Genomic DNA, 22,604 nt, shown 5'->3' with positions numbered 1-22,604 from the left:
GGGTGTGTGGATGCGGTTCGTAACCCGGTGTCCCACGCACTGGCCGGCGTGTTTGTGATGCCTATCTTGCGCAGCGCGGGCTGTGCCCAGCGTGCGGCCTAACCCCGATCGGGAGGACTGTTTTGGCGACCAAAGCGAATGCAGCGGACGAAAAAGAGACTTCCAACGAGGGCAGCGATGGCCCGCTTCTGGACCTCAACAATGCAGCGGTCAAGAAACTCATCAAGACCGCGAAAAAGCGCGGTTACGTTACCCACGACGAACTGAATGAAGTCCTGCCCTCGGAGGAAGTCACCTCCGAGCAGATCGAGGACATCATGGCGATGCTCAGCGACATGGGCATCAACGTCGTCGAGCACGAAGAGCAGGAAGAGAGCGAAGAGGGCGAGTCGCGCGAGCTGACCGCCGAGACGCAGACCAAAGCCGTCGCCAAGACCACCACCCGCGAGCCGACCGAGCGGACCGACGATCCGGTCCGCATGTACCTGCGCGAGATGGGCTCGGTGGAGCTTCTGTCCCGTGAGGGCGAAATTGCCATCGCCAAGCGGATCGAAGCTGGCCGCAACTTCATGATTGCGGGGCTTTGCGAAAGCCCGCTCACCTTCCAGGCCATCACCATCTGGCGTGAAGAGCTGATCGAGGAAAAGGTCCTCCTGCGCGAGATCATCGACCTCGAAGGCACCTACGCCGACCCCGAGGGCAAGGCGCATCTGGCCGAGCCGGAAGATCCGCCCCAGCGCGACCAGCACGGCAACATCAAGGGCGCCGAGCAGGACGGCGAAAACAAGAACAACAGCAACGTCATTTCTCTGGCAGGCGCCCGCCCCGGCCAGCCGAACACCGAGTCGGACGACAGTGACGACGACGACGAGTTCGAAAGCTCCATGTCCCTCTCCGCGATGGAGACGGAGCTGAAGCCGAAGGTGCTCGATACGTTCGAGCAGATTGCCGAGAACTACAAGAAGCTGCGCAAGCTGCAGGAGCAAGTGGTTGAAAGCCGCCTTGCGGACGAGGACGGTCTCTCCCCCTCACAGGTGAAGCGGTACAAGAAGCTGCGCGAGGAGATTGTCACCAGCGTCAAGTCGCTGCTCCTCAACCCGCAGCGGATCGAAAGCCTCGTCGAGCAGCTTTACGACATCAACAAGCGCCTGATTACCCAGGAGGGCAGGCTGATGCGCATTGCCGACAGCTACGGCATCGACCGTGTCGGCTTTGTGAAGCATTATCAGGGCTACGAGCTTGAGCCGGGCTGGCTGGAGCGGGTCGGCGCCCTTCCCGGCCGCGGCTGGAAGACCTTCGTCGCCAACGAAACCGACACCGTCACCGAGCTGCGCAACGGCATTCAGGAAATCGCCGGTCAGGCTGGCCTCGAAATCACCGAGTTCCGCCAGATCGTCCAGAAGGTACAGAAGGGCGAGCGCGAAGCCCGCCGTGCCAAGAAGGAAATGGTCGAGGCCAACCTGCGCCTCGTGATTTCCATTGCCAAGAAGTACACCAACCGCGGTTTGCAGTTCCTAGATCTCATCCAGGAAGGCAACATCGGCCTGATGAAGGCCGTCGACAAGTTCGAGTACCGGCGCGGCTACAAATTCTCCACCTACGCCACGTGGTGGATCCGGCAGGCGATCACCCGCTCGATCGCGGACCAGGCGCGGACCATCCGCATCCCGGTCCACATGATCGAGACGATCAACAAGATCGTGCGCACCTCGCGCCAGATGCTGCACGAGATCGGCCGCGAGCCGACCCCGGAGGAGCTTGCCGAAAAGCTCGCCATGCCGCTGGAAAAGGTCCGCAAGGTCCTGAAAATTGCCAAGGAGCCGATCTCGCTCGAAACGCCCATCGGCGACGAGGAAGACAGCCACCTCGGCGACTTCATCGAGGACAAGAACGCGATCCTGCCGATCGACGCGGCGATCCAGTCCAACCTGCGTGAAACCACCACGCGGGTGCTGGCGTCCCTCACCCCGCGTGAGGAGCGTGTGCTGCGGATGCGCTTCGGCATCGGCATGAATACGGACCACACGCTGGAAGAAGTCGGCCAGCAATTCTCGGTGACCCGCGAGCGTATCCGCCAGATCGAGGCGAAGGCGCTGCGCAAGCTGAAGCACCCGTCCCGCAGCCGCAAGCTGCGCTCCTTCCTCGACAGCTGACACAACCGCCGCCCGGACCACCGGGCGGCGGTTTTCTTGACCGCCCCCGCGACGTGCGCGCATGCCGCCCCGCGGTCGCAGGCAGCACGGCGCCGCCAATTCTGCGCGGGATTTCCGGCTGACAAAGGCGGCAACCTCCCATTGTCCGCCACCAGAATTCGAACCACTATGAATTGTGCCAGGCAGCAGCCCGGCCACCACGGCAACTGTGCGGACTGAAAGCCTGTGCCCATGAACGAAGCCGCAAGACTGAGCGACTGGCTGCTGCGCGACGGCGTGAATCTCGACCTGTCGGCCATGGTGGAGAGCCTTGCACTGCGCCTCACCGCGCTCGGCTTCAAGATCGACCGGTTCTCTGTCGGGTTCGGCCTCCTCAACCCGTCGCTTCTCGCAGCCAGCATCCTCTGGCGGCCGGAATCCGGCATCGAGTTCACCCGGTTCGGCTACGACAATCGCAACTCCGGCATGTATGAACGCAGCCCGTTCAAGGTTGCGTTCGAGACGCAGGCGCCGGTTTATATCAATATCGACAAGACGCCGGACGAGGCGTTCGGAATTGTGCCGGAGCTGCGGGCCGGCGGCATCCGGCACTATACCGTCATCCCGCTCCCCCATTCCGGGCGCGACCTGTTGTTGATGACGCTGGCCACCAAGGACGCCGAAGACTTTCCGGCCGAAGCCCATGCGCTTCTCGCCGCCATTGTGCCCGCCCTATCGGCGGTGGTGCAGATCCGCACCTTGCAGGCCACGTTTCGCGATGTGCTTGCTGCCTATGTGGGCAAGGGTCCGGCGCGTCAGATCATTGACGGGACCATCCACCGCGGCGAGGTCACCAAGATGCGTGCCGCGATCCTTGTCGCGGACCTGCGCGGCTTTACGCATCTGTCCACCCAGCTTCCCGCAGGCGTCACCGCCGAGATGATCAACCGCTACTACGATGTGGTGGTCCCGCCGATCACCGAGCGGAACGGCGAAATCCTGAAATTTATCGGTGATGCGGTGCTCGCCACGTTTCCCACCGAGGGAAAGGGCGATGCTGCGGCCGTCCTCACCGCGCTGGACGCTGCCCGTGCCATGCTGGACACCGAAGTGCCGCCATTTCACAGCGAGGGGCGCGAATTCCCGATCCGCTTTGGCGTCGCGATCCATCTGGGAGATGCAGTGTTCGGCAATGTGGGCTCAGGGGACCGGCTGGATTTCACGGTCATCGGGCGCGACGTGAATGTTGCGGCGCGGCTTGCGTCCCTGTGCAGCCATCTGGGTGAGGAATATCTGGTCTCTCAGGAAGTGGCGGCCATCGGCGTCAGCCACGGGCGCGCGATGCAGGACGCGGGCGAACACCCGGTCCGGGGCCTTGCGCAGCCCCTGCGCGTCTTCGTCCCCGGTCCGGCGAAACACGCTGCCGCCGGGCAGGAGCCGGCGCCGGCGGCAGAGCTTTCGTCCATCGGCTGACCGGCGTGTCAGCGCTCAATCGCCGAGCACACTCTCCACCGCCAGCCCCAGCGACAGGAGCGCGGCGTCCGCACCCGGCAGCCCGTCAATTTCAAGGCCGGTCGGCAGCCCTTCGGCGGTCGGCGCCATGGGGAGAGAGAGGCCCGGCGCGCCAATCACCGAGCCGGCATCGGTGTTGCGGATGAAGGTCGGGAAGGTGGGCACGGCCTCGCCATTCAGCATCACCGTCTTGTCGGAGCCCTCGATCGGCTGGGCTTCCAGCGGCGTGGTGGGAAAGATGATGGCGTCCAGCGCATTGCTCTGAAACAGGGCCGCATAGTCGGCAATCATCGTCTCGCGCACGGCGAGCGCCTCTTCATATTCAGCTTCCGACACACCGACGCCCAAAACGCCGCCTGCAAAGATGTTGGATACGTCCGGGCTGGCGATCTTTGCCGCAAGGTCTTCCAGCGCAAGGTCGGTGTTGGCGGCAAGGTAGGCGCCAAGGTCGCGCCGTGCCTCGAACAGCGCGATGGGAAAGCCTGCCGCGCCGCCATCGGCCAGCGTCTTCGACATGTCGACGTCGACAATTGTGGCGCCCGCCGCCTTCAGCCGTGCAATGGCATCGTCGAGCGAAATCTTCACGCCCGCCGACAGGTTGTCCGCCTGCGGATGGGCGAGACCCAGACGCACGGCTGAAAGGTCGAGCGGGACCTCGCCGCCCTCCCCGGCCAGAATGGCGTCGATCAACACCACTTCGCCAACCGTGCGCGCCATCGGCCCGGCGGTGTCACGCGTTGTGGAGATGGGCACGATCATCTCGCCGCTGTAGCGCCCGGTGGTGGGGCGAAAGCCGACAATGCCGTTCAGCGCTGCCGGAATGCGCACGGAGCCGCCGGTGTCGGTGCCGAGCCCGAACGGCACGACGCCGGCGGCGATGGCCGCTGCGGTGCCGCCGGAGGACCCGCCGGCAAAGCGCGCCGGGTCGACCGCGTTGCCGACCGCGCCAAACTCCGCGTTGTTGGAGGTGATGCCGAAAGCCAGCTCGTGCATGTTGGTCTTGCCGATCAGCACGGCGCCGGCCTTGCGCAGCGCCGCCAGCACAGGCGCGTCGACCGCGGGCACATAATTTCGCAGCGCCGGGGTGCCGGCCGTTGTGGGAAGCCCGGCGGAGGCAATATTGTCCTTCACCACAAAGGGTACGCCGGCCAGCGGGCCGGCGGCGCCGGCTGCCGCGTCAATGGCCGCGGCCGCCTTGCCGGCGCCCACGGCGTCGAGTGTGATGAAGGCATTGAGGCCTGCGATCTCGCGCGTCCGGTCCAGCGCGGCCTCAACCACATCCACCGCCTTGACGCTGCCGTTGCGCACGTTGAGCGCGATTTCGCCGGCATTGACCAGCGCCTGTGCGCCCGCCTCCACCGGCAACATCAGTGCTGCAAGCGCCACCGCGCCAGAGCGGGCAAGCCGCAGGAGCGGAGCCGCGTGCCCCATACCGACCGGCCGAGCCGCAGGCCTCGCCAATGTCCGCAGCCCAGTCGATTCATGCATGGATTGATCCTTGTCGCGCCAATGGATTGTCGGTCACGACGAAGGCAAGTCAATTGCCAGCGCCGCGCAAATCGGGTCGGCCTGGCAAAATGGTCGTCCGCAGTTGCGCGGCGGCGCCGAGACGCCGCCGCGTGCCGGGGTCAGCGCAGTTCGAAGCGCTCCAGGCCGATGGACGCACCGGCGCCGACGGAGCCCGATACGCTGACCGGCTGCAGCGTGATGGCCTTGCTGTTGCCACCGACAAGCGCGTTGAGGCCGACACCGCCGACAACTTCGACTGATGCCCCTGCGCCCAGATACGTGCCGCGAAGCTGGTTGGCGACATCGCCGTCCGTCTTCGTGGTCAGCACCGCCCACACCATCGTCAGTTCCTTGGTGATGGAAAGATCCACGCCAACGCTCTTGATCTGGCCGGTGTAGGTGTAGGGGTTGCCGGTTTTCGGGTCGAACACGCAATCGAACTCTTCGTCGGTGTAGACGACCAGATTGGTGGTGCCCGTCAGCTTGCAGGTGAGAACCCCCATATCGACGCCGTCAGCCGCTTCAGCGGACTGCACGCCGAGCGCCGCGACGGCCGCGGCTAGTAGGATCTTTGATGACTTCATGGCTGCGGCTTTCTGCTTTTGTTGGGAACAAGGGTGCCGCCTCCACCATCGGGTCGGCACGGCGGGACAATACTGCCGCGCCATTCGTCGAGCTAGTCAAAAGGTGTCATCCGAGGCGCCCGGCATCGCCGGTTCCCGCGCCTGTCCACGCAATTGGCGCGGCGTGCCAACGGATGAAGCTGCGCAAAATTGCCCCTCACGCGAAAGCCACCGCGCAAGGGGTCTCCTTGGCACGGTTGCCGGCGTCAGCATACCCAAGGTGATGCGGCCCGCTTGCAACATTGCTAGGGTTCGGCGCGGCACCGCTGCGGCTCCGTCCTGAAACAATTCTGGCTGGCCGGCGAGAAACCGCCCCTTCCGCCGCTCAGGCCGGGCCGACCACGATCAAAGGTAAGACACGATGAAAAACGCCGTCATTATCGGTGGAACGCGCGGGATCGGCGCCGGTGTCGCGGACACCCTGCGCCAGAAGGGGTGGCGGATCACGGCCACGGGTGTTTCCCATGCCGAGGTCGATGCCTATGCCGAAGCCGTCCCCGATGCGAAGGCCGCAGTGCTCGATGTTCGGGACACCGCAGCAGTCACACGCTTTTTCGAAGGCCTCGACCGGGTGGACGGCCTTGTGAACTGTGCCGGCATTCTCGCCCGCGGCAAGGAATACGAGATCGAGACGTTCGAGACGGTCATCGATATCAACCTGACGGGCACCATGCGCACCTGCGTGGCGGCGCATCCGCTGCTCGCGAAGTCGGGCGGCGCAATCGTCAACACGGCCTCCATGCTGAGCTATTTTGGCGGACCGCTGGTGCCGGCCTATTCGGCCTCCAAGGGCGGCGTGGCGCAGCTCACCAAGGCACTGGCGGGGCGCTGGGCCGCCGACGGCGTGCGCGTCAACGCAGTCGCGCCGGGCTGGATCGAGACCGAGATGACAACCGCGCTCAGGGCCGATCCGGTCCGCAACGATCCGATCGTCAACCGCACGCCGCTGCACCGCTGGGGCAAACCCGGCGAAGTGGGCGCGCTGGTCAGCTGGCTGTTGTCGGACGAAGCTTCATTCGTGACAGGCTGCGTCTACCCTGTCGACGGTGGTTATTCTGCGATGTGAGGAGGCGGCCATGCCCGTACAAACCGAAGAAAAAGACAAGCGAGTCCCCTACCAGCTGCCCTTCCCCAAGGATGCGCAGACCGAAATCGTCATTCCGGACGCGATCGCAGAGGACGAGCGGGTGTGGGTTCCGCAAGCCGAGAACGTTGCGTTCCGGCCGCTGTGCCTCAACCGGTCGCAGGGCTACTGGATGAACCTTCTGCGCGTGCGCAAGTCCGGTGTGCTGTCGCGCCACCGGCACCCCCAGCCGGTTCACGGCTGGGTGCTGAAGGGAAGCTGGTATTATCTGGAGCACGACTGGGTGGCGCGTGAAGGCGGCTATGTGTTCGAACCGCCGGGCGAAACCCATACGCTCGTCGTTCCGGACGATGTGGATGAGATGATCACCTACTTTCAGGTGAACGGCGTGATGCTCTACGTGGACCCGTTCGGCAACACCATGGGCTATGAAGACGTCTTCACCAAGATCGAGATGTGCCGCAAGCACTATACCGACGTCGGCCTTGGCGAAGACTACGTGGACCAGTTCATCCGCTAGCCGATTGCCGTTTCTGACAAGGGGCGGCCGCTGACACTCAAAAGGCCGGCAAAACCGGCGCCGGCCGATCAGTGCAAGGGGGGCGCCGGATCGACCGGCGCCCCCACCGCTTAGCGGATGACGAGTTCTGGGCCCATGAACGTCGTCGGGAGCCAGGTCGACACGGCTGGAATGTACGTCACGATGATCAGGAAGATCACCAGGATGCCGAGCCAGGGCATCGCAGCCCGCACCACGTCCAGCATCGGCATTTTCGCGACGCTCGACGTGACGAAGAGGTTGAGGCCGACCGGCGGCGTAATCATGCCGATCTCCATGTTCACGACCATGATGATCCCGAGGTGGATCGGGTCGATCCCCAGTTCCATCGCGATCGGGAACACCAGCGGCGCCACGATCACGATGAGCCCGGACGGCTCCATGAACTGACCACCGATCAGCAAGATGATGTTCACGATGACGAGGAACATGACCGGCCCGAACCCGGCGTCCAGCAGGAGCGCGGTGATTTCCTGCGGGATCTGCTCGTCGGTGAGGACGTGCTTCAGGATCAGCGCATTGGCGATGATGAACATCAGCATGATGGTCACCTTGCCGGACTCCAGCAACGCCCGCTTCGTGTCGCGGTGGAACCACACCGTCAGGAGCGCCTGCGGCTTGTCGAGGAGGGTCAGCGGGCGGCGCGGTGGCGAAACGGCCGCCGCCGAGAGCGAGCGCGCTTCTGTCAGCGCGCCGGGCGCGTCCCCGGCGTTCTGCGCGAGCGGACCCATGTCGCGGTAGACGAAGTTTGCGACCAGGAACGAGTAGACCGCCGCAACCGCCGCCGCCTCGGTCGGCGTGAAGACGCCGCCATAGATGCCGCCGAGAATGATGACGATGAGGAACAGTCCCCACATCGCATCGCGCGCCGACGCCAGAATTTCGCGAACCCCGGCGAACGGCTCCTTCGGCAGCTTTTTCACGCGCGCGGCGATGTAGATGCCGATCATCAGCATGACGCCGGCAAGGAGACCCGGAATGACGCCCGCGAGGAACAGCCGGCCCACCGACACGTCCACCGCTGACGCATAGACCACCATCACGATCGACGGCGGAATGAGGATGCCGAGCGTGCCAGCATTACAGATCACGCCGGCAGCAAAGCTTTTCGAGTAGCCGACCTGGCGCATGCCGGCGATGCAGATCGTGCCGATCGCCACCACCGTTGCGGGCGAGGAACCCGACAGCGCCGCGAACAGCATGCACGCGAACACCGAGGCGATGGCGAGGCCGCCCCGCACATGGCCAACGGACGCGATCGCGAAGCGGATGATGCGCTGCGCCACCCCGCCGGTGGACATGAAGGTCGATGCAAGGATGAAGAACGGGATCGCAAGCAGTGTGTAGTGGCCCGCGAAGGCGTTGAAGAGCTGCTGCGCGACCGAGGCCAGAGACGTGTCCGACAGGACGATCATGAACAGCATCGAGGCGAAGCCGAGCGCGATGGCGATCGGCACGCCGATGAGCATCAGCCCGATGACGAGGATGAAGAGGATTGCGACGTCCATGGTCTCAGCTCTCCCTTCTCGCTGCGTCCGCCACCATCTCCTCGGCCTCGTGGCTGGCGATGAGCGAGTCGGACCTGTCGGTCAGGATGAACCAGCCTTGCTGGAGGAAGCGGAACAGAAGGAGCGCCATCGAAATCGGAAGCACGGCGTAGGGGATGAAGCGCGGCAGCTTCTCGTAGGCCTCGCCCTCGTTGAGGACCGGTTCGATGAAACGCAGCCAGTCCGGCATGCGGATGTCGTTCACCTCGTACCACGCCTGGCTGCCGACGAATGGCGCCCAATAATCCCACGCGCCTTTCAGAAGAAGGGCGGTGAACGCGATGCAGACGGCGACCGACAGGAGGCCGAGCACCTTGCGCGCCCCCGGCGAAACGGCGCGGATCACCACGTCGACGCCAAGCTGGCCGCCGATCTTGACGATGTAGGCAGCACCAAGAAGGACCAGCCACGCGAACAGGAAGACGGTCGTCTCGAGGGCCCAGAGAAGGTTCGAATTGAAGACGTAGCGAGCGATCACATTGGCGAAGGTTATGATCGTCATCAGGCCGAGAAGCAGCGCGATCAGCGTTTCCTCGATATCGTTGACGATCCGTCCCAGCGCGCTTGTCGGCTGGTAGGTCATTTCTTTTTCCTGAATTCTTCTTGGAGGCTGTGACTGGAAAAACGCCCCGCGGATGACCGCGGGGCGAACTGCCTCAGTTGGTGACGGCGTTCGAGGCGACGGCCTCTTCGATCACCTCGGCCCCGATCTCATCCTCGAACTGCGCCCAGACCGGCTTCATGGCCTCGACCCACATCGCGCGCTGCTCAGGCGACAGATCGCGCACGGTCCCGCCAGCGGCGATGATCGCCTCGCGCGACCCGTTCTCCACGTCGACGACGGCGGCGTTCCGCTCGGTCGTGACCTCGTTCATGATCGTCGTGAGCTGATCGCGCACATCAGCGTCCAGACCGTCCCACCAGTCGGTCGAGACGACGACCATGTAATCCAGCACGCCGTGGTTGGTCGCGGTGACCCCGTCCTGCACCTCGAAGAACTTCTGCCCGTAGGTGTTGGACCAGGTGTTCTCCTGACCGTCGACAACGCCGGTCTGCAGCGCGCCATAGACTTCCGAGAACGCCATCTTCTGCGGGTTGGCGCCGAGCGCTTCGAACTGCGCCTGCAGAACGTCCGACGGCTGGATGCGGAACTTGAGGCCCTTGGCATCAGCCGGCTCGAGCAGCGGCGTGCTCGCTGACATCTGCTTCATGCCGGAGTGCCAGTAGGCAAGGCCGAGAAGGCCCTTGCGCTTCATGGACTCCAGAAGCGCCTGGCCCCCTTCGGACTGCTGGTAGCGGTCGACGGCGGCAATGTCGGTGAAGACGAACGGCAGATCGTAAAGGCGCAGCTTCTTGGTGAAGGTCTCGAACTTCGACAGCGACGGCGCCGCCATCTGCACGTCGCCCAGAAGCATCGCCTCCAGCACCTTGTCGTCGTCGTAGAGCGTGGAGTTCGGATAGACCTCGACGCAGGCCTTGCCGTTCATCTCCTCGTTGACGCGATCCGCGAAAAGCTGGGCAGCTATGCCCTTGGGGTGCTTGTCAGTGTTGGTGACGTGCGCGAACTTGATGACGGTCTCGCCGCTTTCGCAGGCAGCGAAGGCCGGAGCGGCCATGGCGACCGTGGTGAGCGCGCCAACGAGAATGGTTGTGACTTTCAAGATATTTCCTCCGGTTATTTTGTGTGACGCCTTCTGACGGACGCATCCGCATCGAGCGGTTGGCACACAAAGAGGGGCTGGCCGTCGCGCCGCAACGCGGATCGCACGGCGTTTTTCGTGCCGTGGAAGAAAAATGACCGGGGTGTTTCAAACCCTGCCCACCGGGGCAGTCCGGGTGGGTGGACGAGGGAACATCCGGTGGAGCGGGTGAGCGGCCGAGCCCGGCCGGGACGCTCAGCTGGAGAAATTCTCGCGCTTCAGTCCGTGCTTCTGCATTTTCTCGTACAGCGTTTTGCGCGCGAGCCCGAGCGCTTCGTAGGTGGCCCTGAGGCTGCCATTGTGCGCTGTGAGCGCCGCGGTCAGCACGTCCCTCTCGTAGCGATCGAGCATCTCGATCAAGGTCGTGCCAGACGTCTCGAAGGGCATCGGATCGCTCTCCAGACCCAGGACGAAGCGCTCGGCGGCGCTCTTCAGCTCCCGTAGGTTGCCAGGCCAGTCCCGCCGCCCCACGGCGAGCAGCGTGGCCGCAGAGATCGGCGGCACCTCGCGGCCGAAGCGCCGTGACGCCTCGGCGGCGAACTGCAGGAAAAGGCGCGATGCGTCGCCGGGGCGCGAACGCAGCGGCGGCAGGCGCAGCGTTACGGGATTGACGCGATAGAGCAGGTCGTCGCGAAACGCACCCTGTGCGACCAGCGCTTCGAGCGAGGTTCGGCTCGAGGCGATGAACCGGACGTCAAGGGCCGTGCGTTCGGAGGTCCCCAGCGGCTCGATCGCCCGGTCCTCCAGAACGCGCAGGAGCTTGATCTGCAGCGCAAGCGGCGCAGAGCCGATCTCGTCGAGGTAGACTGTGCCGCGCCGCGCATGCTCCAGCCGCCCGGTGCGTGCCCGCACATGCCCGTCAAACCCCTGGACGTAGCCGAACAGCTCCTGCTCGGCGTGCGCCGCCGGCAGCGCGGCAAGGTTGATGGTGACGAACGGCATCTCCCGCCGCGCCGAATGCGCGTGGATCGCCCGTGCGGCAAGCTCCTTTCCGGTCCCCGTCTCGCCGACGAGCAGCACGTCGAGATCGCTCTCAGCCACCGCTCGCAGCTTGCGCCGCAGCTCGACGATGGCATCGGCCCGGCCGGAGATCATCGCCTCCAGCGGATCGTCGGGCGCCGGTCGTTCCCTCAGCGCGCGAACCTCAAGGGTCAGGCGGCGCTTTTCGAGGGCGCGGCCCGCGGACCGCACCAGCCGCTCCACCGCAAACGGCTTCTCGATGAAATCGTAGGCGCCCTTGCCGATCGCTTCGACGGCGAGCGGGACATCGCCGTGCCCGGTGATCATGATCACCGGCAGCTCGGGATCGATCTTCATCGCGGCCTCAAGGAAGGCGATCCCGTCCATTTTCGGCATGCGGATGTCGGAGACGACCACGCATTCGGCGTCGCGCGACAGCCGGTCCAGAGCACGCTCGGCCCGGGCATACGAGACGACGGACAATCCCTTCAGCTCCAGCGACTGCTGGACCGAAACGCGAATGTCCTCCTCGTCGTCGATGAGAATGACCTCACCCCTCAACGCTCTCCCGCCTGTCCTCTTCGGCTGCAACGAGCGTCAGCTCGAACAGCGCCCCTCCCCCGCTCCGGTTCTCGGCCCGCATGTGGCCGCCGAAATCCTTGATGATGTTATACGAGATCGAAAGCCCGAGGCCGAGCCCCTTGCCGACCTCCTTGGTGGTAAAGAAGGGATCGAAAATCCGCTCCAGATTATCCGGCGAAATTCCCATCCCGTTGTCTTCGACCGTGAGGATCGCTGCCGCGCCACGGCGCCGGACGTCGATGCCGATCTCGGCAGCCCGGTCCGGGGGGACGGCATCGATGGCATTGCCGACGAGGTTCATGATGACATGCTGGAGGCGGACCGTTCCACCCATCACCCTCACGTTCCGGTCCCCGCGAACCGTCACCACCGCGCCGGCGCCCTTGATCCGGCCATCAAGAAGGTCGAGTGCTTCCTTCAGCGCGTCGTCAAGATCGACAGGCGCTACCGTATCCTTCGACCGCCGCGCAAACCGTGTCAGCTGGCGGGACAGCTGCGCCATCCGCTCGGTCAATCGCTGGACCCGGTTGAGGTTCTCGGCCGCCTTGTCGCCCGCCCCGGCTTCATAGAACGCGATCGCGTTTTCCGAGTAGGTCCGGATGGCGGTCAGGGGCTGATTGAACTCGTGGCTGAGCGCCGCGGACATCTGTCCAAGCGCTGCGAGCTTGCCGGCCTGGATCAGCTCGGCCTGCATCTTGCGCTGATCGGCCTCCACCTCGCGCCGCTCGATGATCTCGGCCTCGAGCTGGCTGTTGGCCCTTGCAAGTTCGGCGGTCCGCGCCGCGACCCGCTCCTCAAGATGCAGATGGTCACGCTCGCCGGCGCGCAGCCGTTCGATGAGAAGACGGCGCCGCTGCCAGACCAGCGCGACGATGGCAAGGATCAGCGTGACGCCGGTGAAGGCCGTGAACGTCGTCGCGGCGAGCCGTGCGCGGACCGGTGCGGTATCGACGAGAAGCGTGATCGTCCAACCTTCGGTCGCAAGCGGCTCGCTCAGTTCGAGGTAGCGCCGGGTCGGGTTTCCGCCGCGATCGGCGGGTGCCAGCACCAGGTTGTGACCGTCCGCCCATAAAGGGGACGCCGGTTCGATCGGGGCGTTGCGGATCCGGGCCGGATCGAACTGACGGGTTCTGGCGATCCGGTCCATTTCGTCAGCCGGCAGCGGCGCGCGGGCGGTCATGCGCAGCAAAGGATTGCCGGCGAGGATGATGATGCCGGCCGCATCGGTGACGAAGACCTGCTCCGTCGCGAGCCGCAGGAGCCGCTCCAGTTCGTCCACGGCAACCTTGACGACGACCGCGCCGACGATCCGGCCGTCGTTGCGGACCGGCGCCGCGAAGAAATAGCCCCGTTCCCCGCTCGTCGTCCCCAGCGCGAAGTATCGTCCGAGCCGGCCATCCATCGCCGCGGTGAAATACGGCCTGTACGCGAAATTCCGGCCCACGAACGAGACCGGCTCGTCCCAGTTCGACGCCGCGATCGTCGTCCCTGTACCATCGAGAACGTAAACCACGGACGCCCCCGTCATGTGGGTCCAGGGCTCGAGAAGCGTGTTGGCCGCAGCGGTCCCCCGGCCAGACCCGTCCACGAGGAGGTCGACGATCCGCGGATCGCGGGCAAAGAGGGCGGCGAGCGGTCGGTACCGTGCAAGCCACCCTTCGACAGCGTCGGCCCTGCGGTTCAGGACGAGACGATTCTCGCGCGCGAATTCATCGTAATATTGGGAGACGAAGCGGCCGACAAACAGGGACGCTGCCCCGAGAGCGACAATCACCACCATGGCGATAATGGCCGCCCGCCGCAGCTTTGCAGGCTCGGCACCGCCTCGCCGCAGGGTATCGCTTCCGAACGATGTCGAGATGATCGCCCCCTTCCGCCATGCCATGCCAACAGGGACAGCGCGCCGATAGTCGCCCGCGCTTTGCAATCGCGCAATGTCGTTCAAAGGGCGCGGCACCGATGCAACCGGCGGCGGCGGTCTGGCGCATGGAACGCGCGAGGAAACGATGGGCGAAGGGCTTTCCGCCCCATTCCACGGGGCGGGATCACAAATGGGGCTGTGGCTCTTTCAGCGTCAGGCGAAGATCACGTTGAATGCGCGAAGGTCGGTAACGATGTGGACGGGCGCAGAGGGAGCCGTTGCCTCGGTCAGGGCGTTTTCGAAATGAGCGGCCAGCTCCTCATCCGTGGTTGCGCCGCGTTTGCCGATGAAGACCAGCTCGGTGGCCGGCTCGGTGGCCGGCTCGTTGCCAGCTTCATCCGGCTGGCACAGGCGAAGCCAGGCGCGGCGTCCCGTCATCTGGAGAACGCCGTAATCACCGCTCGGCAGGTCAAGCCGGACGAGGCCCTTGGCACGGTAGATGTCCGTCGGCAGATGTTCGGTTGCCCGCTGGAGGGCGTTGAACGACCAGCGCCGCTCACTGCGAAAGGACCACGCCTCGAACATGTGGCTGTGGTCCTCGCCGTGGTCGCCGCTGACAGGCCGCAAAGGCGACGGTCCCTGCATCTCGTCGAAGATCAGCGCCAGCGGCACCTTGCCATGCTCGGCGGTCACGATCCGCGCACGCCCCGCGACCGCCGTCACCCGCGCCCGGAGCGCCGCCAGCGCTGGCGGCGAAACAAGGTCCGCCTTGTTGATGACGACAAGGTCGGCGGTGGCGATCTGGTCGTAGGCGAGCGTGCCGTAAGCGGCATCCTCGGAGGCCGCCAGCTCGGCGTCGAGCAACGTGATGAGGCCAACAACGTCGACGAGGCCCAGCACTGCGGGGTTGGAAAACGTCTCCACCACCGCGACAGGCTTGGAAACCCCGCTCGTCTCGATGACGATGTGTTCGGGCGGCTCGGCGCTTTCCAGGAGCTTGAAGACCTCGCTCAGAAGGTCGTCGCGGATCGTGCAGCAAACGCATCCATTGGCAAGGCTGACGGTCTCGCCCTCAATGGCGACGATCAGTTTCGCGTCGATGTTGATGGCGCCGAAATCGTTGACCAGCACGGCGATCCGGCGGTCCGTCGCCGTGGTCAGGATATGGTTGAGAAGCGAGGTTTTCCCCGCCCCCAGAAAGCCACCGATGATGGTGACCGGCATTGGCTGTACCATGCCGGTCAATAATCCTTGATGGCGTTATCGAACAGGGACGACTGAAGATCTTTCACGTTTTTGGTGGGCGTGGTGGATTCGGGGGAAACGACGTTGGGTTGCCATGCGCGGCCATGGATGCCGGCCTTGCGCACCGTCACCGCATCCTTGGAAATATTGAAGACCATCAGGTCTTCGCCGACCTGGTACTTGCCGTCCCAGTGGCTGGCGACGCCATTGTAGAAATCCTGCCATTCCTGCGGGTCGATCGGCGAGTGGCAGGTGACGGCAAGGCTCGGGTTGGTGAGCTGCAGGATCTTGCCGAGCGCTTTTGCCGGCGTGTGCGAGGCGGCGACAATTCCCTTGGCAATGTCTTCCCGCTGGCCCGTCGCCTGGCTGTAGCGCTCCACCGAGGGCGCCGTCTCATGAACGAGAAGGTCCACGTTCTGCGCATTCTCGACCAGAAAATGGTTGGGCTGCGTGTCGCCGGACCAGACGAACGAAAGCCCATTCCAGTCGACCCGGTAGGAAATCGCCCCATCGGCAATGTGAAGCGCCGGGAAGTGGGTGATCTTCACACCGTTCTTCTCGTAGGCAACGCCCGGATTCTGCCGGTAATCAAGTTCGGTGATGTCGAGTTCGTAAGCCTTGCCGACATTGAGGGTGGCCTCGAAAGTCGGGCGGTGCCACTGGGTGAGCGTCTTGATCCCCTCGATATTGGCTTTGGTGCCCAGCTCCGGACGCGGGCCGGACGGACCGTAGACTTCGAGCGGGACATAGCGGTCCGACGCGGGGCCGAAGGAGTAGACCCAGGCGAGATCCGACGTGTGGTCGGTGTGCAGGTGGGTGAGGAAGATCTTCGTCATCCGCGAGGATGGAACCTGCATCGTGTTGTAATTGATGCCGCTGCCGGGGCCGATGTCGAACACGAAGCTCTCACCGTTGCCAAGCTCGACGAAGATGCTCGCGCCCTTCTGTTCGTGGCGGATGATGTTGCCCCAGCCGGTGCCCATCAGCGTGACGCGCATCTCGTCAGGGTCGAGCTCTTCGCCGGGATAAAACCAGATGTCGGGACGGGCAATCACGGTCTTCAACCGGGTGACGCCCTCATCGGCGGTTACCGGACGTCCTCTGCCGATGCCGTGCCGGCCATTCCAGCAGCGGCCACGCCACCAGCAACAGCACCGCCGCCCTTCAGAAAATCGCGGCGATCCAGACCCCCTCTGTTGCCCGATACTTTGTCGGGAGTAGGGTTTTCGTCATTATCTGACGCTGACATAGGTTTATTTCCAATAATAGATCATAATCGTCAGCAGCAATGTATGCATATTAAATAATTAGCATCAATATATTAAAATTAATAACATTATTAGTTTGGTAACTTCGCGAATTGGCCGATCATACTTGCGCTTTGGCACGGTCAGGACGGCAAAATTGGGTTGCACGAAAGCGCAAACGCATCCGCCCGCGTCATACCTCAGGCTTGGAGCGAACCAGACTGCGACCATCACGAACAGCCTCTTGAGCGCTCTGGACCGGATGGCCCGGATTGCGGACAGCCATCATTGCCGGGAAGGCTTGATCCGCTCTGAGATAGTCGCCGGCGACGACGCTGGAGAGATGGCGGTCAGGCCTTGCGGCGCGGCAACACGGTCCGCTGCTTCAGGTCTGCGGCAACCTTGAGGGTTGCGGCCACGACCAGAATGCAAAGCACCGCTTTCGACACCGCCCCCATCGTCCCTTCAATCAGCATCGCATGGACCACGCTGCAAACGACGATCACCGCCGCAAAGGTCAGATGGAACAGGCGCCAGACCGGCGGGCGCAAGCGCAGCCGGCGGCGAAAGCCGGCAGCCAGCGCTGCCGCAATCACCGCCCACATGGCGACAACGCCCCAGAGGGAGAACGGCGTCGGCGAACGAAACAGAAGGGCGTCGATCACGTCCGGCGGGCTGGTCAGCCACAAGCCCGCGACATGGAGTGCGACCGCCGCGACCAGAGCCGTCCCGACCCAGCCATGGAGAATTCGCCCGCGCCGTGGTGACAGACCCGGCAGATACCCGCCAGCCAGCAGCGGCTGGACGAGGAGAAGCGCCATGCCGACGACACCCGCGAACCCGGCCGCGATGTAGACCGGGTCGCGCCAGGCGAGCAGCGGGCTGGCCGCCGCGACGGCAATCGGCACGGCGAGAGCCGCCGCGAGCGCCGCCCAGATCAGCAATGCGCGGGCACGCCTCACGCGGTCAGGCGGACTGCAGCACGAAGTCGGCGGTGAGGCTGGTGTCGCGCGCGCTCGACATCACGGGGCGGAGGAAAACGGTCTGGAAGCCGTTGGCGTCATATTCCGCGTCGTAGGCGAGGTGGGCGTGGGGCTGGCCAAAGGCTGGCACGATCTGCGGCATCTCCATGCGGAACACACCGTCGGCGCCGGTCAGCGTGGCACCATGGCTGCGCTGGTCGCGCTCATGGCCCTCGGTGGTGTGCGCCCAGACCTGAATGCGGACGCCTTCGAGGGGCACACCGTCGCCCGCGCGCCGCACGGTGCCCGTCATCCAGAAGCCGCCGCCGCCAATGCGCGGCACAACCGGCGCGCCGGGCCGGTAGTTGTTGGCGCCGCCGCGCATCGTCGTCGTCGGCGCGAGACCGGCGGCTCTGGCGGGGGCGATGAGGCCGAAGGCGCCGGACGTCATGGCAGCTGCGGCCGTGGTGGCGCCTGCCACGAGAAGGGCGCGGCGGGTCTGCAGGACTTTCGTCATCTCGGTCTCTCCTCCTGTGCGTGGCCTGAAAACCGGGTTTCGGCCACGCTCTTCGAGTTCGGACTGTGCGCGTTGTGACGTCTGCGCCTTAGTACAACCCGCATGTGGGGAGAAGGTGTCGCGGTTGCGGCGCGCCCATGGGTCGCGCCCCTGAGAGGGCCGGGGTTGCCTCAGCGGTAGATGAGGGTCGGCAGCCACATGGTGATGGCGGGAATGAAGGTGACAAGCACCAGAACGATGCCCAGCGGGACGAGGAAAGGCGCCGTCGCCGTGACGCACCGTTCAAACGGCACCTTGGACACACGCGACAGCACGTAAAGCACCATCCCGATCGGCGGTGTCAGAAGCCCGATCATCAGGTTCAGCACCATGATCACGCCGAAATGCACCGGGTCGACACCCATCTTCACTGCGATCGGCAGCAGCACCGGCACGAGAATGGTGATTGCCGCCACCGTTTCCAGAAAGCAGCCAACGATCAGGAGGATCAGGTTGATGAGAATGAGGATGACGATGGGGTTGTCCGACGCCGACAGGAGAAGCGCCGCAAATTGTTCCGGCACGCGGTTGGAGGTCAGCACCCAGGCGAAGATCGAAGCGGCACCAACGATGAACAGCACCACCGCTGTGGTCTCGATGGTATCGTAGGATACGCGCAGGAACCGGCGCCACGTGAGGGTGCGGTAGACGACGATCCCCAGAAAGAGCGCCCAGACGCAGGCGGCAATGGCAGCTTCGGTGGGCGTGAACGCGCCGGTCAGAATGCCGCCGACAATGATGACTGGCGTCAGCAGCGACAGGAACGCCTTGCGGTAGGTGGTGCCGAGGCGGCGGATGGAGAAGCGTGCATCCCGCGGATAATTGCGAATGCGAGCATAGAAGAACACCATCACCATCAAGGACAGCGCCATGACGAGGCCCGGAACGAAGCCGGCCGCAAACAGCTGGCCGATGGACGCACCTGCGACCACGCCGTAGATGACCATCGGCAGCGAGGGCGGGATGATCGGACCGATGGTGGAGGATGCCGCCGTCACGCCGACGGAAAATCCCGGATCATAACCCGCGTCGCGCATGGCCTTGATCTCGATGGCGCCGAGGCCGCCGGCATCGGCAACAGCCGCGCCCGACATGCCGGCAAAGATCACCGAAGCGCCGATGTTCACGTGCCCCAGCCCGCCGCGCATCCAGCCCACCAGCGCCTTGGCAAACTCGAAGATCCGCTCGGTGATCCCGGCGGTGTTCATCAGGTTGCCGGCGAGAATGAAGAACGGCACCGCCAGCAGCGGAAACGAATCCACGCCGTTGATCATCCGGTGCGCAACGACCATCGAGGGCACCTGCCCCGTCGCGAGGATGAAGATGGCCGATGAGCCTGCAAGGGCGATCGCGACCGGAAAGCCGAGGGCGATGGCGCCGAAGAGCAGACCAAAGAGAAGGACAAGTTCCACGTCGGATCTTTCTTGAGTGGCGTCCACGTTGCGGGGGACGAGGTAGAAACAAGGCTTGGCGGAGCGGGCGAGCCACGCGGGCCGTCAGTCCGTGGACGGAGTGACGTCGTAGCTGTCCGGATCAACCAGACGGCTTGTTCCGCTGATCATGTGGCGGGCCGCAACGACGATGGCGTACATGGTCATCAAGGCAAAGCAGGCCGTCACGCCATAATAGACCCACGACTTCGGCACATCGATCGACACCATCATTTGGAAGGTGCGACCGGAGAGCTGGTAGCTGAACCAGGTGAGCGCCCCGTAGAAGACGACGGATACCACGTCGACGATCGTCTGCAGGATCCGCCGCAGCGGGCGCGGAAACCACCGGTACAGAATCTCGACCGCAATGTGGCTTCCCTTCCGCACCGCCATGATCGAGCCGATGAAGGTCACCGCAATCAGCAAAAAGCGGGCGATCTCCTCGGTCCACCCCAGGGAATCGTTCAGAATGTAGCGGGTGAAGAATTGCAGGAACACCACGCCCGCCAGCGCCCAGAACACCACCAGGACAGGCGCGTCGTCCCACTGGATGTCGGACAGGTCGATGGGCTCGTCTTCCGGGGCATCGGCCGGAACCGCTTGGTCGTTCATGCGGGCTCTGCCTCGCGCCATGCCTTGGACATAGCATCCCCATTCTCAGGCTTGTGGTGTGTGTGAGCTTCGCGGCAACAAGGTGCGGCAGCCGCCGCATGGGCCGGAAACATCCAATCCGGCCCACCGTTGGCGCTGATCCTGGCCGCCCCGGTCAGGTCCGCCGGGACACGAATGCGGCCGCCTCCTTGCGAAAGAAGGCGGCCGCACTTCAGCGTGTATGGGCTAGTTGATCGCCTGAAGGCGGTCGTAGGTTTCCTGGTCCCAGGTTGCCATGTCGCCGTTGTGCATCTTCTTGGTCGCCTCGATGAACGGACCGCGGTCAACCTCGTTCACCACAACGCCCTCGCCCTCGAACCACTTCACCAGCTCGGCTTCCTTCTGGCGGATCTGGTCGGTGGCGCAGGCCGAAGTGTCCTTCAGCACGCCGCCGAGCGCGGTCTGATCTTCTTCGGACATCTGGTTCCAGGCCGGCCCGCCGACGATGGTCAGAAGCGCATCGGTAATGTGGGCGGTGAGGTTGATGTCCTTCTGGACCTCGTAGAACTTCTTGGCCTGAATGGTGGGCAGCGGATTTTCCTGCGCATCCACCGTCCCCTGCTGAAGCGCGAGGTAGACTTCGGCGAAGGCGATGGGCGTCGGGTTCGCGCCGGTGGCCCGCGGGAACATCATGTAAAGGGGTGCGTTCGGCACGCGGATCTTCAGCCCCTCCATGTCTGCCGGCTTCAGGATCGGCTTGTTGGAGGTGACGTGGCGGTTGCCGTAATAGGTCATCGCGGCGATGTGGTTGCCGGTGGCCTTGGTATAACCGTCGCTCAGCTCCTGGAAGAGGTCGGAGTTGCGGTAGGCATCCCAGTGCGCATAGTCGCGGAACATAAAGGGCGACCCGCCGATGGCGATGGGCCCGTATGCACGCCCTGCAAAGAGCTGGCCGGTGTAGATGATATCCACCGTGCCGATGCCGAGCCCTTCGTTGATGTCGACTTCCTTGCCGAGCGAGGATGCCGGAAACACCTCGATGCCGTAGCGGTTGTCGGTCGCCGCAAGCAGCTTGTCCGACGCTGCGACAGCGCAGGTGTGATAAGGCTCGCTGGACTCGTACACATGCGCGAACTTCAGCATCGTCTGTGCCGATGCGGAGCCGGCCATCAGCGCCACACTGGCGACCGCCGTGGCAGCAAGCATTGTGCGGATCATCATTCAGTATCCTCCCGATTGATTTTTATCGTTTGCTGGCGGCAGCCTATGGCGTTCGGCAAGGGCACTCAAGCCGCATCAACCCGGCAGGCACCGCGTAACGCGACAACAAACAATTCTCTGCGGGCTGAGGTCCCCCTTCCCCGACACCGCCGCGACGCGCAAATTTTACGCGCGCAATTTATTTAACGATCTTTTGCGCGACGCTCGTTGTGTATGATGCGCCAATCCAAGGCGAAGGCAATCGTGTCCGACATAAAAATCAAGAACATGGAAGAATTCGCATCGGTTGCGGGCGTCTCGCGACCGACGATCTCCAAATATTTCAACGATCCGGCCAGCGTCCGCCACTCTACGCGCAAGCGGATCGAGGGAGCGCTCGCCCGATACGATTATCGGCCCAATATATATGCAATAAATCAGAACAGGCGCCTGACGAAAACCATCGGCATCATGGTTCCGCAGCTGGTCGACCCGTTCTTTGCCGAAATTGCACGCAGTATCGAATGCATGTGCATCGCCGAGGGATTTCGCCCCCTACTCCTCAGCTCCCACGGCGACGTTACCCTCGAAAACGAAAACCTCGACACGCTGCGCGCCCTGAAGCCTGCTGGCGCACTGATTGCGCCGCTGGGCCGTGCGTCTGACAAGGCCGCCATCAAGGCCATTTGCGCCGACGTTCCCACCGTCATCTTCGACAGCGAGATGGAGGGGGTCGATGCCGCGTTCATCGGCTCCAACAACGATCAGAGCATCGCGCTGATCGTCGATCACCTGTGCCGAACCGGCGAGCCGCCCTGCTTTTTCGAGATGGCGACACCGCCCAACCCCAACGCGCTCAAGCGCCACCACGCCTTCCGCAATGCGCTGAACGCACAGGGGCTGACGCCGCACATCGTCCAGGCCGAAGGGGGCGGCTGGGATTTCGAGGGCATCGGCCTTCGCGAGGGGAGCCGTCTGATCCGGCAGAACGGCTTTGCGACCAACACCGTCCTTTGCAGCAACGACCGCCTTGCCATCGGCCTCATCGCCGCCGCCTACGAGAACGGCCTGCGCGTGGGGGCCGGCAGCGGCTGCGCCATGCGGATCGCAGGCCACGACGACCACCCCTTTGCCCGTTACACCTGCCCCGCGCTCACAACCGTGAGCCAGGAATATGACGCCATCGCCGCGCGCAGCTTCGAGACCCTGTTCGAGATCATCGACAACGAGGGGACGGCAAAGGGCCGAAAGCCGACCCTTTTCGACGGCCGCCTGGTTCTGCGCCAATCGGCCTGACCGCC

At 64.2% G+C, this 22,604-nt stretch carries 20 protein-coding genes; 5 read left to right on the top strand and 15 right to left on the bottom strand.

Annotated features, from left to right (window positions below; translation table 11 throughout):
• Nucleotides 1-122 precede the first annotated feature (122 nt).
• Nucleotides 123-2,153 carry an RNA polymerase sigma factor RpoD gene (gene rpoD, locus RDV64_RS11770; protein ID WP_309195112.1) on the top strand — a complete coding sequence of 677 codons (2,031 nt, stop codon included), beginning with the start codon at nucleotides 123-125 and terminating at the stop codon, nucleotides 2,151-2,153.
• A gap of 231 nt (nucleotides 2,154-2,384) precedes the next feature.
• Nucleotides 2,385-3,605 carry an adenylate/guanylate cyclase domain-containing protein gene (locus tag RDV64_RS11765; RefSeq protein ID WP_309195111.1) on the top strand — a complete coding sequence of 407 codons (1,221 nt, stop codon included), beginning with the start codon at nucleotides 2,385-2,387 and terminating at the stop codon, nucleotides 3,603-3,605.
• 15 nt (nucleotides 3,606-3,620) lie between these two features.
• Here RDV64_RS11765 and iaaH read toward each other — a convergent pair whose 3' ends face one another.
• Together iaaH and RDV64_RS11755 are read right to left on the bottom strand one after the other, a co-directional pair.
• Nucleotides 3,621-5,075, bottom strand: a complete 1,455-nt coding sequence (gene iaaH, locus RDV64_RS11760) for an indoleacetamide hydrolase (protein ID WP_309195110.1) — start codon at nucleotides 5,073-5,075, stop codon at nucleotides 3,621-3,623.
• A 197-nt stretch (nucleotides 5,076-5,272) separates the two neighbouring features.
• Nucleotides 5,273-5,737, bottom strand: a complete 465-nt coding sequence (locus tag RDV64_RS11755) for a DUF992 domain-containing protein (protein WP_309195109.1) — start codon at nucleotides 5,735-5,737, stop codon at nucleotides 5,273-5,275.
• 400 nt (nucleotides 5,738-6,137) lie between these two features.
• Between RDV64_RS11755 and RDV64_RS11750 the strand changes: the two genes are divergently transcribed.
• Together RDV64_RS11750 and RDV64_RS11745 are read left to right on the top strand one after the other, a co-directional pair.
• Nucleotides 6,138-6,842 carry an SDR family oxidoreductase gene (locus tag RDV64_RS11750; RefSeq protein ID WP_309195108.1) on the top strand — a complete coding sequence of 235 codons (705 nt, stop codon included), beginning with the start codon at nucleotides 6,138-6,140 and terminating at the stop codon, nucleotides 6,840-6,842.
• A 10-nt stretch (nucleotides 6,843-6,852) separates the two neighbouring features.
• Entirely contained in the window at nucleotides 6,853-7,380 is a 528-nt protein-coding gene (locus tag RDV64_RS11745; protein ID WP_309195106.1) for a 2,4'-dihydroxyacetophenone dioxygenase family protein, read from the top strand.
• Between the two features lie 110 nt (nucleotides 7,381-7,490).
• On the opposite strand, the gene RDV64_RS11740 is transcribed toward RDV64_RS11745, so the two are convergent.
• The 13 genes from RDV64_RS11740 to RDV64_RS11685 form a co-directional block, all read right to left on the bottom strand.
• The gene (locus tag RDV64_RS11740) at nucleotides 7,491-8,927 is read right to left on the bottom strand and encodes a TRAP transporter large permease (protein WP_309195105.1); all 1,437 of its coding nucleotides are present in this window, start codon (nucleotides 8,925-8,927) and stop codon (nucleotides 7,491-7,493) included.
• A 4-nt stretch (nucleotides 8,928-8,931) separates the two neighbouring features.
• Nucleotides 8,932-9,549 carry a TRAP transporter small permease gene (locus RDV64_RS11735; protein ID WP_309195104.1) on the bottom strand — a complete coding sequence of 206 codons (618 nt, stop codon included), beginning with the start codon at nucleotides 9,547-9,549 and terminating at the stop codon, nucleotides 8,932-8,934.
• Nucleotides 9,550-9,622: 73 nt separating this feature from the next.
• A complete protein-coding gene (locus tag RDV64_RS11730) occupies nucleotides 9,623-10,627 on the bottom strand; it encodes a TRAP transporter substrate-binding protein (protein ID WP_375143744.1) in 1,005 nt (334 codons plus the stop codon).
• 234 nt (nucleotides 10,628-10,861) lie between these two features.
• Nucleotides 10,862-12,187 carry a sigma-54 dependent transcriptional regulator gene (locus RDV64_RS11725; RefSeq protein WP_309195102.1) on the bottom strand — a complete coding sequence of 442 codons (1,326 nt, stop codon included), beginning with the start codon at nucleotides 12,185-12,187 and terminating at the stop codon, nucleotides 10,862-10,864.
• The gene (locus tag RDV64_RS11720) at nucleotides 12,177-14,093 is read right to left on the bottom strand and encodes an ATP-binding protein (RefSeq protein ID WP_309195101.1); all 1,917 of its coding nucleotides are present in this window, start codon (nucleotides 14,091-14,093) and stop codon (nucleotides 12,177-12,179) included. The genes RDV64_RS11725 and RDV64_RS11720 overlap by 11 nt, the downstream gene beginning before the upstream one ends.
• 189 nt (nucleotides 14,094-14,282) lie before the next feature.
• The gene (locus tag RDV64_RS11715; RefSeq protein WP_309195100.1) at nucleotides 14,283-15,305 is read right to left on the bottom strand and encodes a GTP-binding protein; all 1,023 of its coding nucleotides are present in this window, start codon (nucleotides 15,303-15,305) and stop codon (nucleotides 14,283-14,285) included.
• 5 nt (nucleotides 15,306-15,310) lie between these two features.
• Nucleotides 15,311-16,369 carry a guanitoxin biosynthesis MBL fold metallo-hydrolase GntH gene (gntH, locus tag RDV64_RS11710; RefSeq protein WP_309199488.1) on the bottom strand — a complete coding sequence of 353 codons (1,059 nt, stop codon included), beginning with the start codon at nucleotides 16,367-16,369 and terminating at the stop codon, nucleotides 15,311-15,313.
• A gap of 32 nt (nucleotides 16,370-16,401) precedes the next feature.
• Nucleotides 16,402-16,563 carry a twin-arginine translocation signal domain-containing protein gene (locus tag RDV64_RS23850; protein WP_375143743.1) on the bottom strand — a complete coding sequence of 54 codons (162 nt, stop codon included), beginning with the start codon at nucleotides 16,561-16,563 and terminating at the stop codon, nucleotides 16,402-16,404.
• 348 nt (nucleotides 16,564-16,911) lie between these two features.
• Complete coding sequence (locus RDV64_RS11705; RefSeq protein WP_309195099.1) at nucleotides 16,912-17,523, bottom strand: ferric reductase-like transmembrane domain-containing protein; 612 nt, start codon at nucleotides 17,521-17,523, stop codon at nucleotides 16,912-16,914.
• A 4-nt stretch (nucleotides 17,524-17,527) separates the two neighbouring features.
• Nucleotides 17,528-18,040 carry a twin-arginine translocation pathway signal gene (locus RDV64_RS11700; protein WP_309195098.1) on the bottom strand — a complete coding sequence of 171 codons (513 nt, stop codon included), beginning with the start codon at nucleotides 18,038-18,040 and terminating at the stop codon, nucleotides 17,528-17,530.
• A 170-nt stretch (nucleotides 18,041-18,210) separates the two neighbouring features.
• Nucleotides 18,211-19,491 (bottom strand): TRAP transporter large permease, encoded by a 1,281-nt coding sequence (locus tag RDV64_RS11695; RefSeq protein WP_309195097.1) that lies wholly within the window; start codon nucleotides 19,489-19,491, stop codon nucleotides 18,211-18,213.
• Between the two features lie 84 nt (nucleotides 19,492-19,575).
• The gene (locus tag RDV64_RS11690; protein ID WP_309195096.1) at nucleotides 19,576-20,124 is read right to left on the bottom strand and encodes a TRAP transporter small permease; all 549 of its coding nucleotides are present in this window, start codon (nucleotides 20,122-20,124) and stop codon (nucleotides 19,576-19,578) included.
• Nucleotides 20,125-20,349: 225 nt separating this feature from the next.
• Complete coding sequence (locus RDV64_RS11685) at nucleotides 20,350-21,324, bottom strand: sialic acid TRAP transporter substrate-binding protein SiaP (protein WP_309195094.1); 975 nt, start codon at nucleotides 21,322-21,324, stop codon at nucleotides 20,350-20,352.
• A 243-nt stretch (nucleotides 21,325-21,567) separates the two neighbouring features.
• On the opposite strand from RDV64_RS11685, the gene RDV64_RS11680 reads away from it, so the two are divergent.
• Nucleotides 21,568-22,599 (top strand): LacI family DNA-binding transcriptional regulator, encoded by a 1,032-nt coding sequence (locus RDV64_RS11680; protein WP_309195093.1) that lies wholly within the window; start codon nucleotides 21,568-21,570, stop codon nucleotides 22,597-22,599.
• The last annotated feature ends 5 nt before the right edge of the window (nucleotides 22,600-22,604 follow it).

Source organism: Acuticoccus sp. MNP-M23 (assembly GCF_031195445.1).
Lineage (GTDB): Bacteria > Pseudomonadota > Alphaproteobacteria > Rhizobiales > Amorphaceae > Acuticoccus.
Note: the sequence above shows the minus strand (reverse complement) of the source record. Positions and strands in the feature narration are given on the sequence as shown.

Coding starts and splice junctions, on each gene's coding strand:
- RDV64_RS11740 (WP_309195105.1), bottom strand. CDS start 8,927: ATGGACGTCGCAATCCTCTTCATCCTCGTCATCGGGCTGATGCTCATC.
- RDV64_RS11745 (WP_309195106.1), top strand. CDS start 6,853: ATGCCCGTACAAACCGAAGAAAAAGACAAGCGAGTCCCCTACCAGCTG.
- RDV64_RS11755 (WP_309195109.1), bottom strand. CDS start 5,737: ATGAAGTCATCAAAGATCCTACTAGCCGCGGCCGTCGCGGCGCTCGGC.
- iaaH (WP_309195110.1), bottom strand. CDS start 5,075: ATGGGGCACGCGGCTCCGCTCCTGCGGCTTGCCCGCTCTGGCGCGGTG.
- RDV64_RS11750 (WP_309195108.1), top strand. CDS start 6,138: ATGAAAAACGCCGTCATTATCGGTGGAACGCGCGGGATCGGCGCCGGT.
- RDV64_RS23850 (WP_375143743.1), bottom strand. CDS start 16,563: ATGTCAGCGTCAGATAATGACGAAAACCCTACTCCCGACAAAGTATCG.
- RDV64_RS11765 (WP_309195111.1), top strand. CDS start 2,385: ATGAACGAAGCCGCAAGACTGAGCGACTGGCTGCTGCGCGACGGCGTG.
- RDV64_RS11685 (WP_309195094.1), bottom strand. CDS start 21,324: ATGATGATCCGCACAATGCTTGCTGCCACGGCGGTCGCCAGTGTGGCG.
- RDV64_RS11715 (WP_309195100.1), bottom strand. CDS start 15,305: ATGGTACAGCCAATGCCGGTCACCATCATCGGTGGCTTTCTGGGGGCG.
- RDV64_RS11690 (WP_309195096.1), bottom strand. CDS start 20,124: ATGAACGACCAAGCGGTTCCGGCCGATGCCCCGGAAGACGAGCCCATC.
- RDV64_RS11735 (WP_309195104.1), bottom strand. CDS start 9,549: ATGACCTACCAGCCGACAAGCGCGCTGGGACGGATCGTCAACGATATC.
- RDV64_RS11700 (WP_309195098.1), bottom strand. CDS start 18,040: ATGACGAAAGTCCTGCAGACCCGCCGCGCCCTTCTCGTGGCAGGCGCC.
- RDV64_RS11720 (WP_309195101.1), bottom strand. CDS start 14,093: ATGGCATGGCGGAAGGGGGCGATCATCTCGACATCGTTCGGAAGCGAT.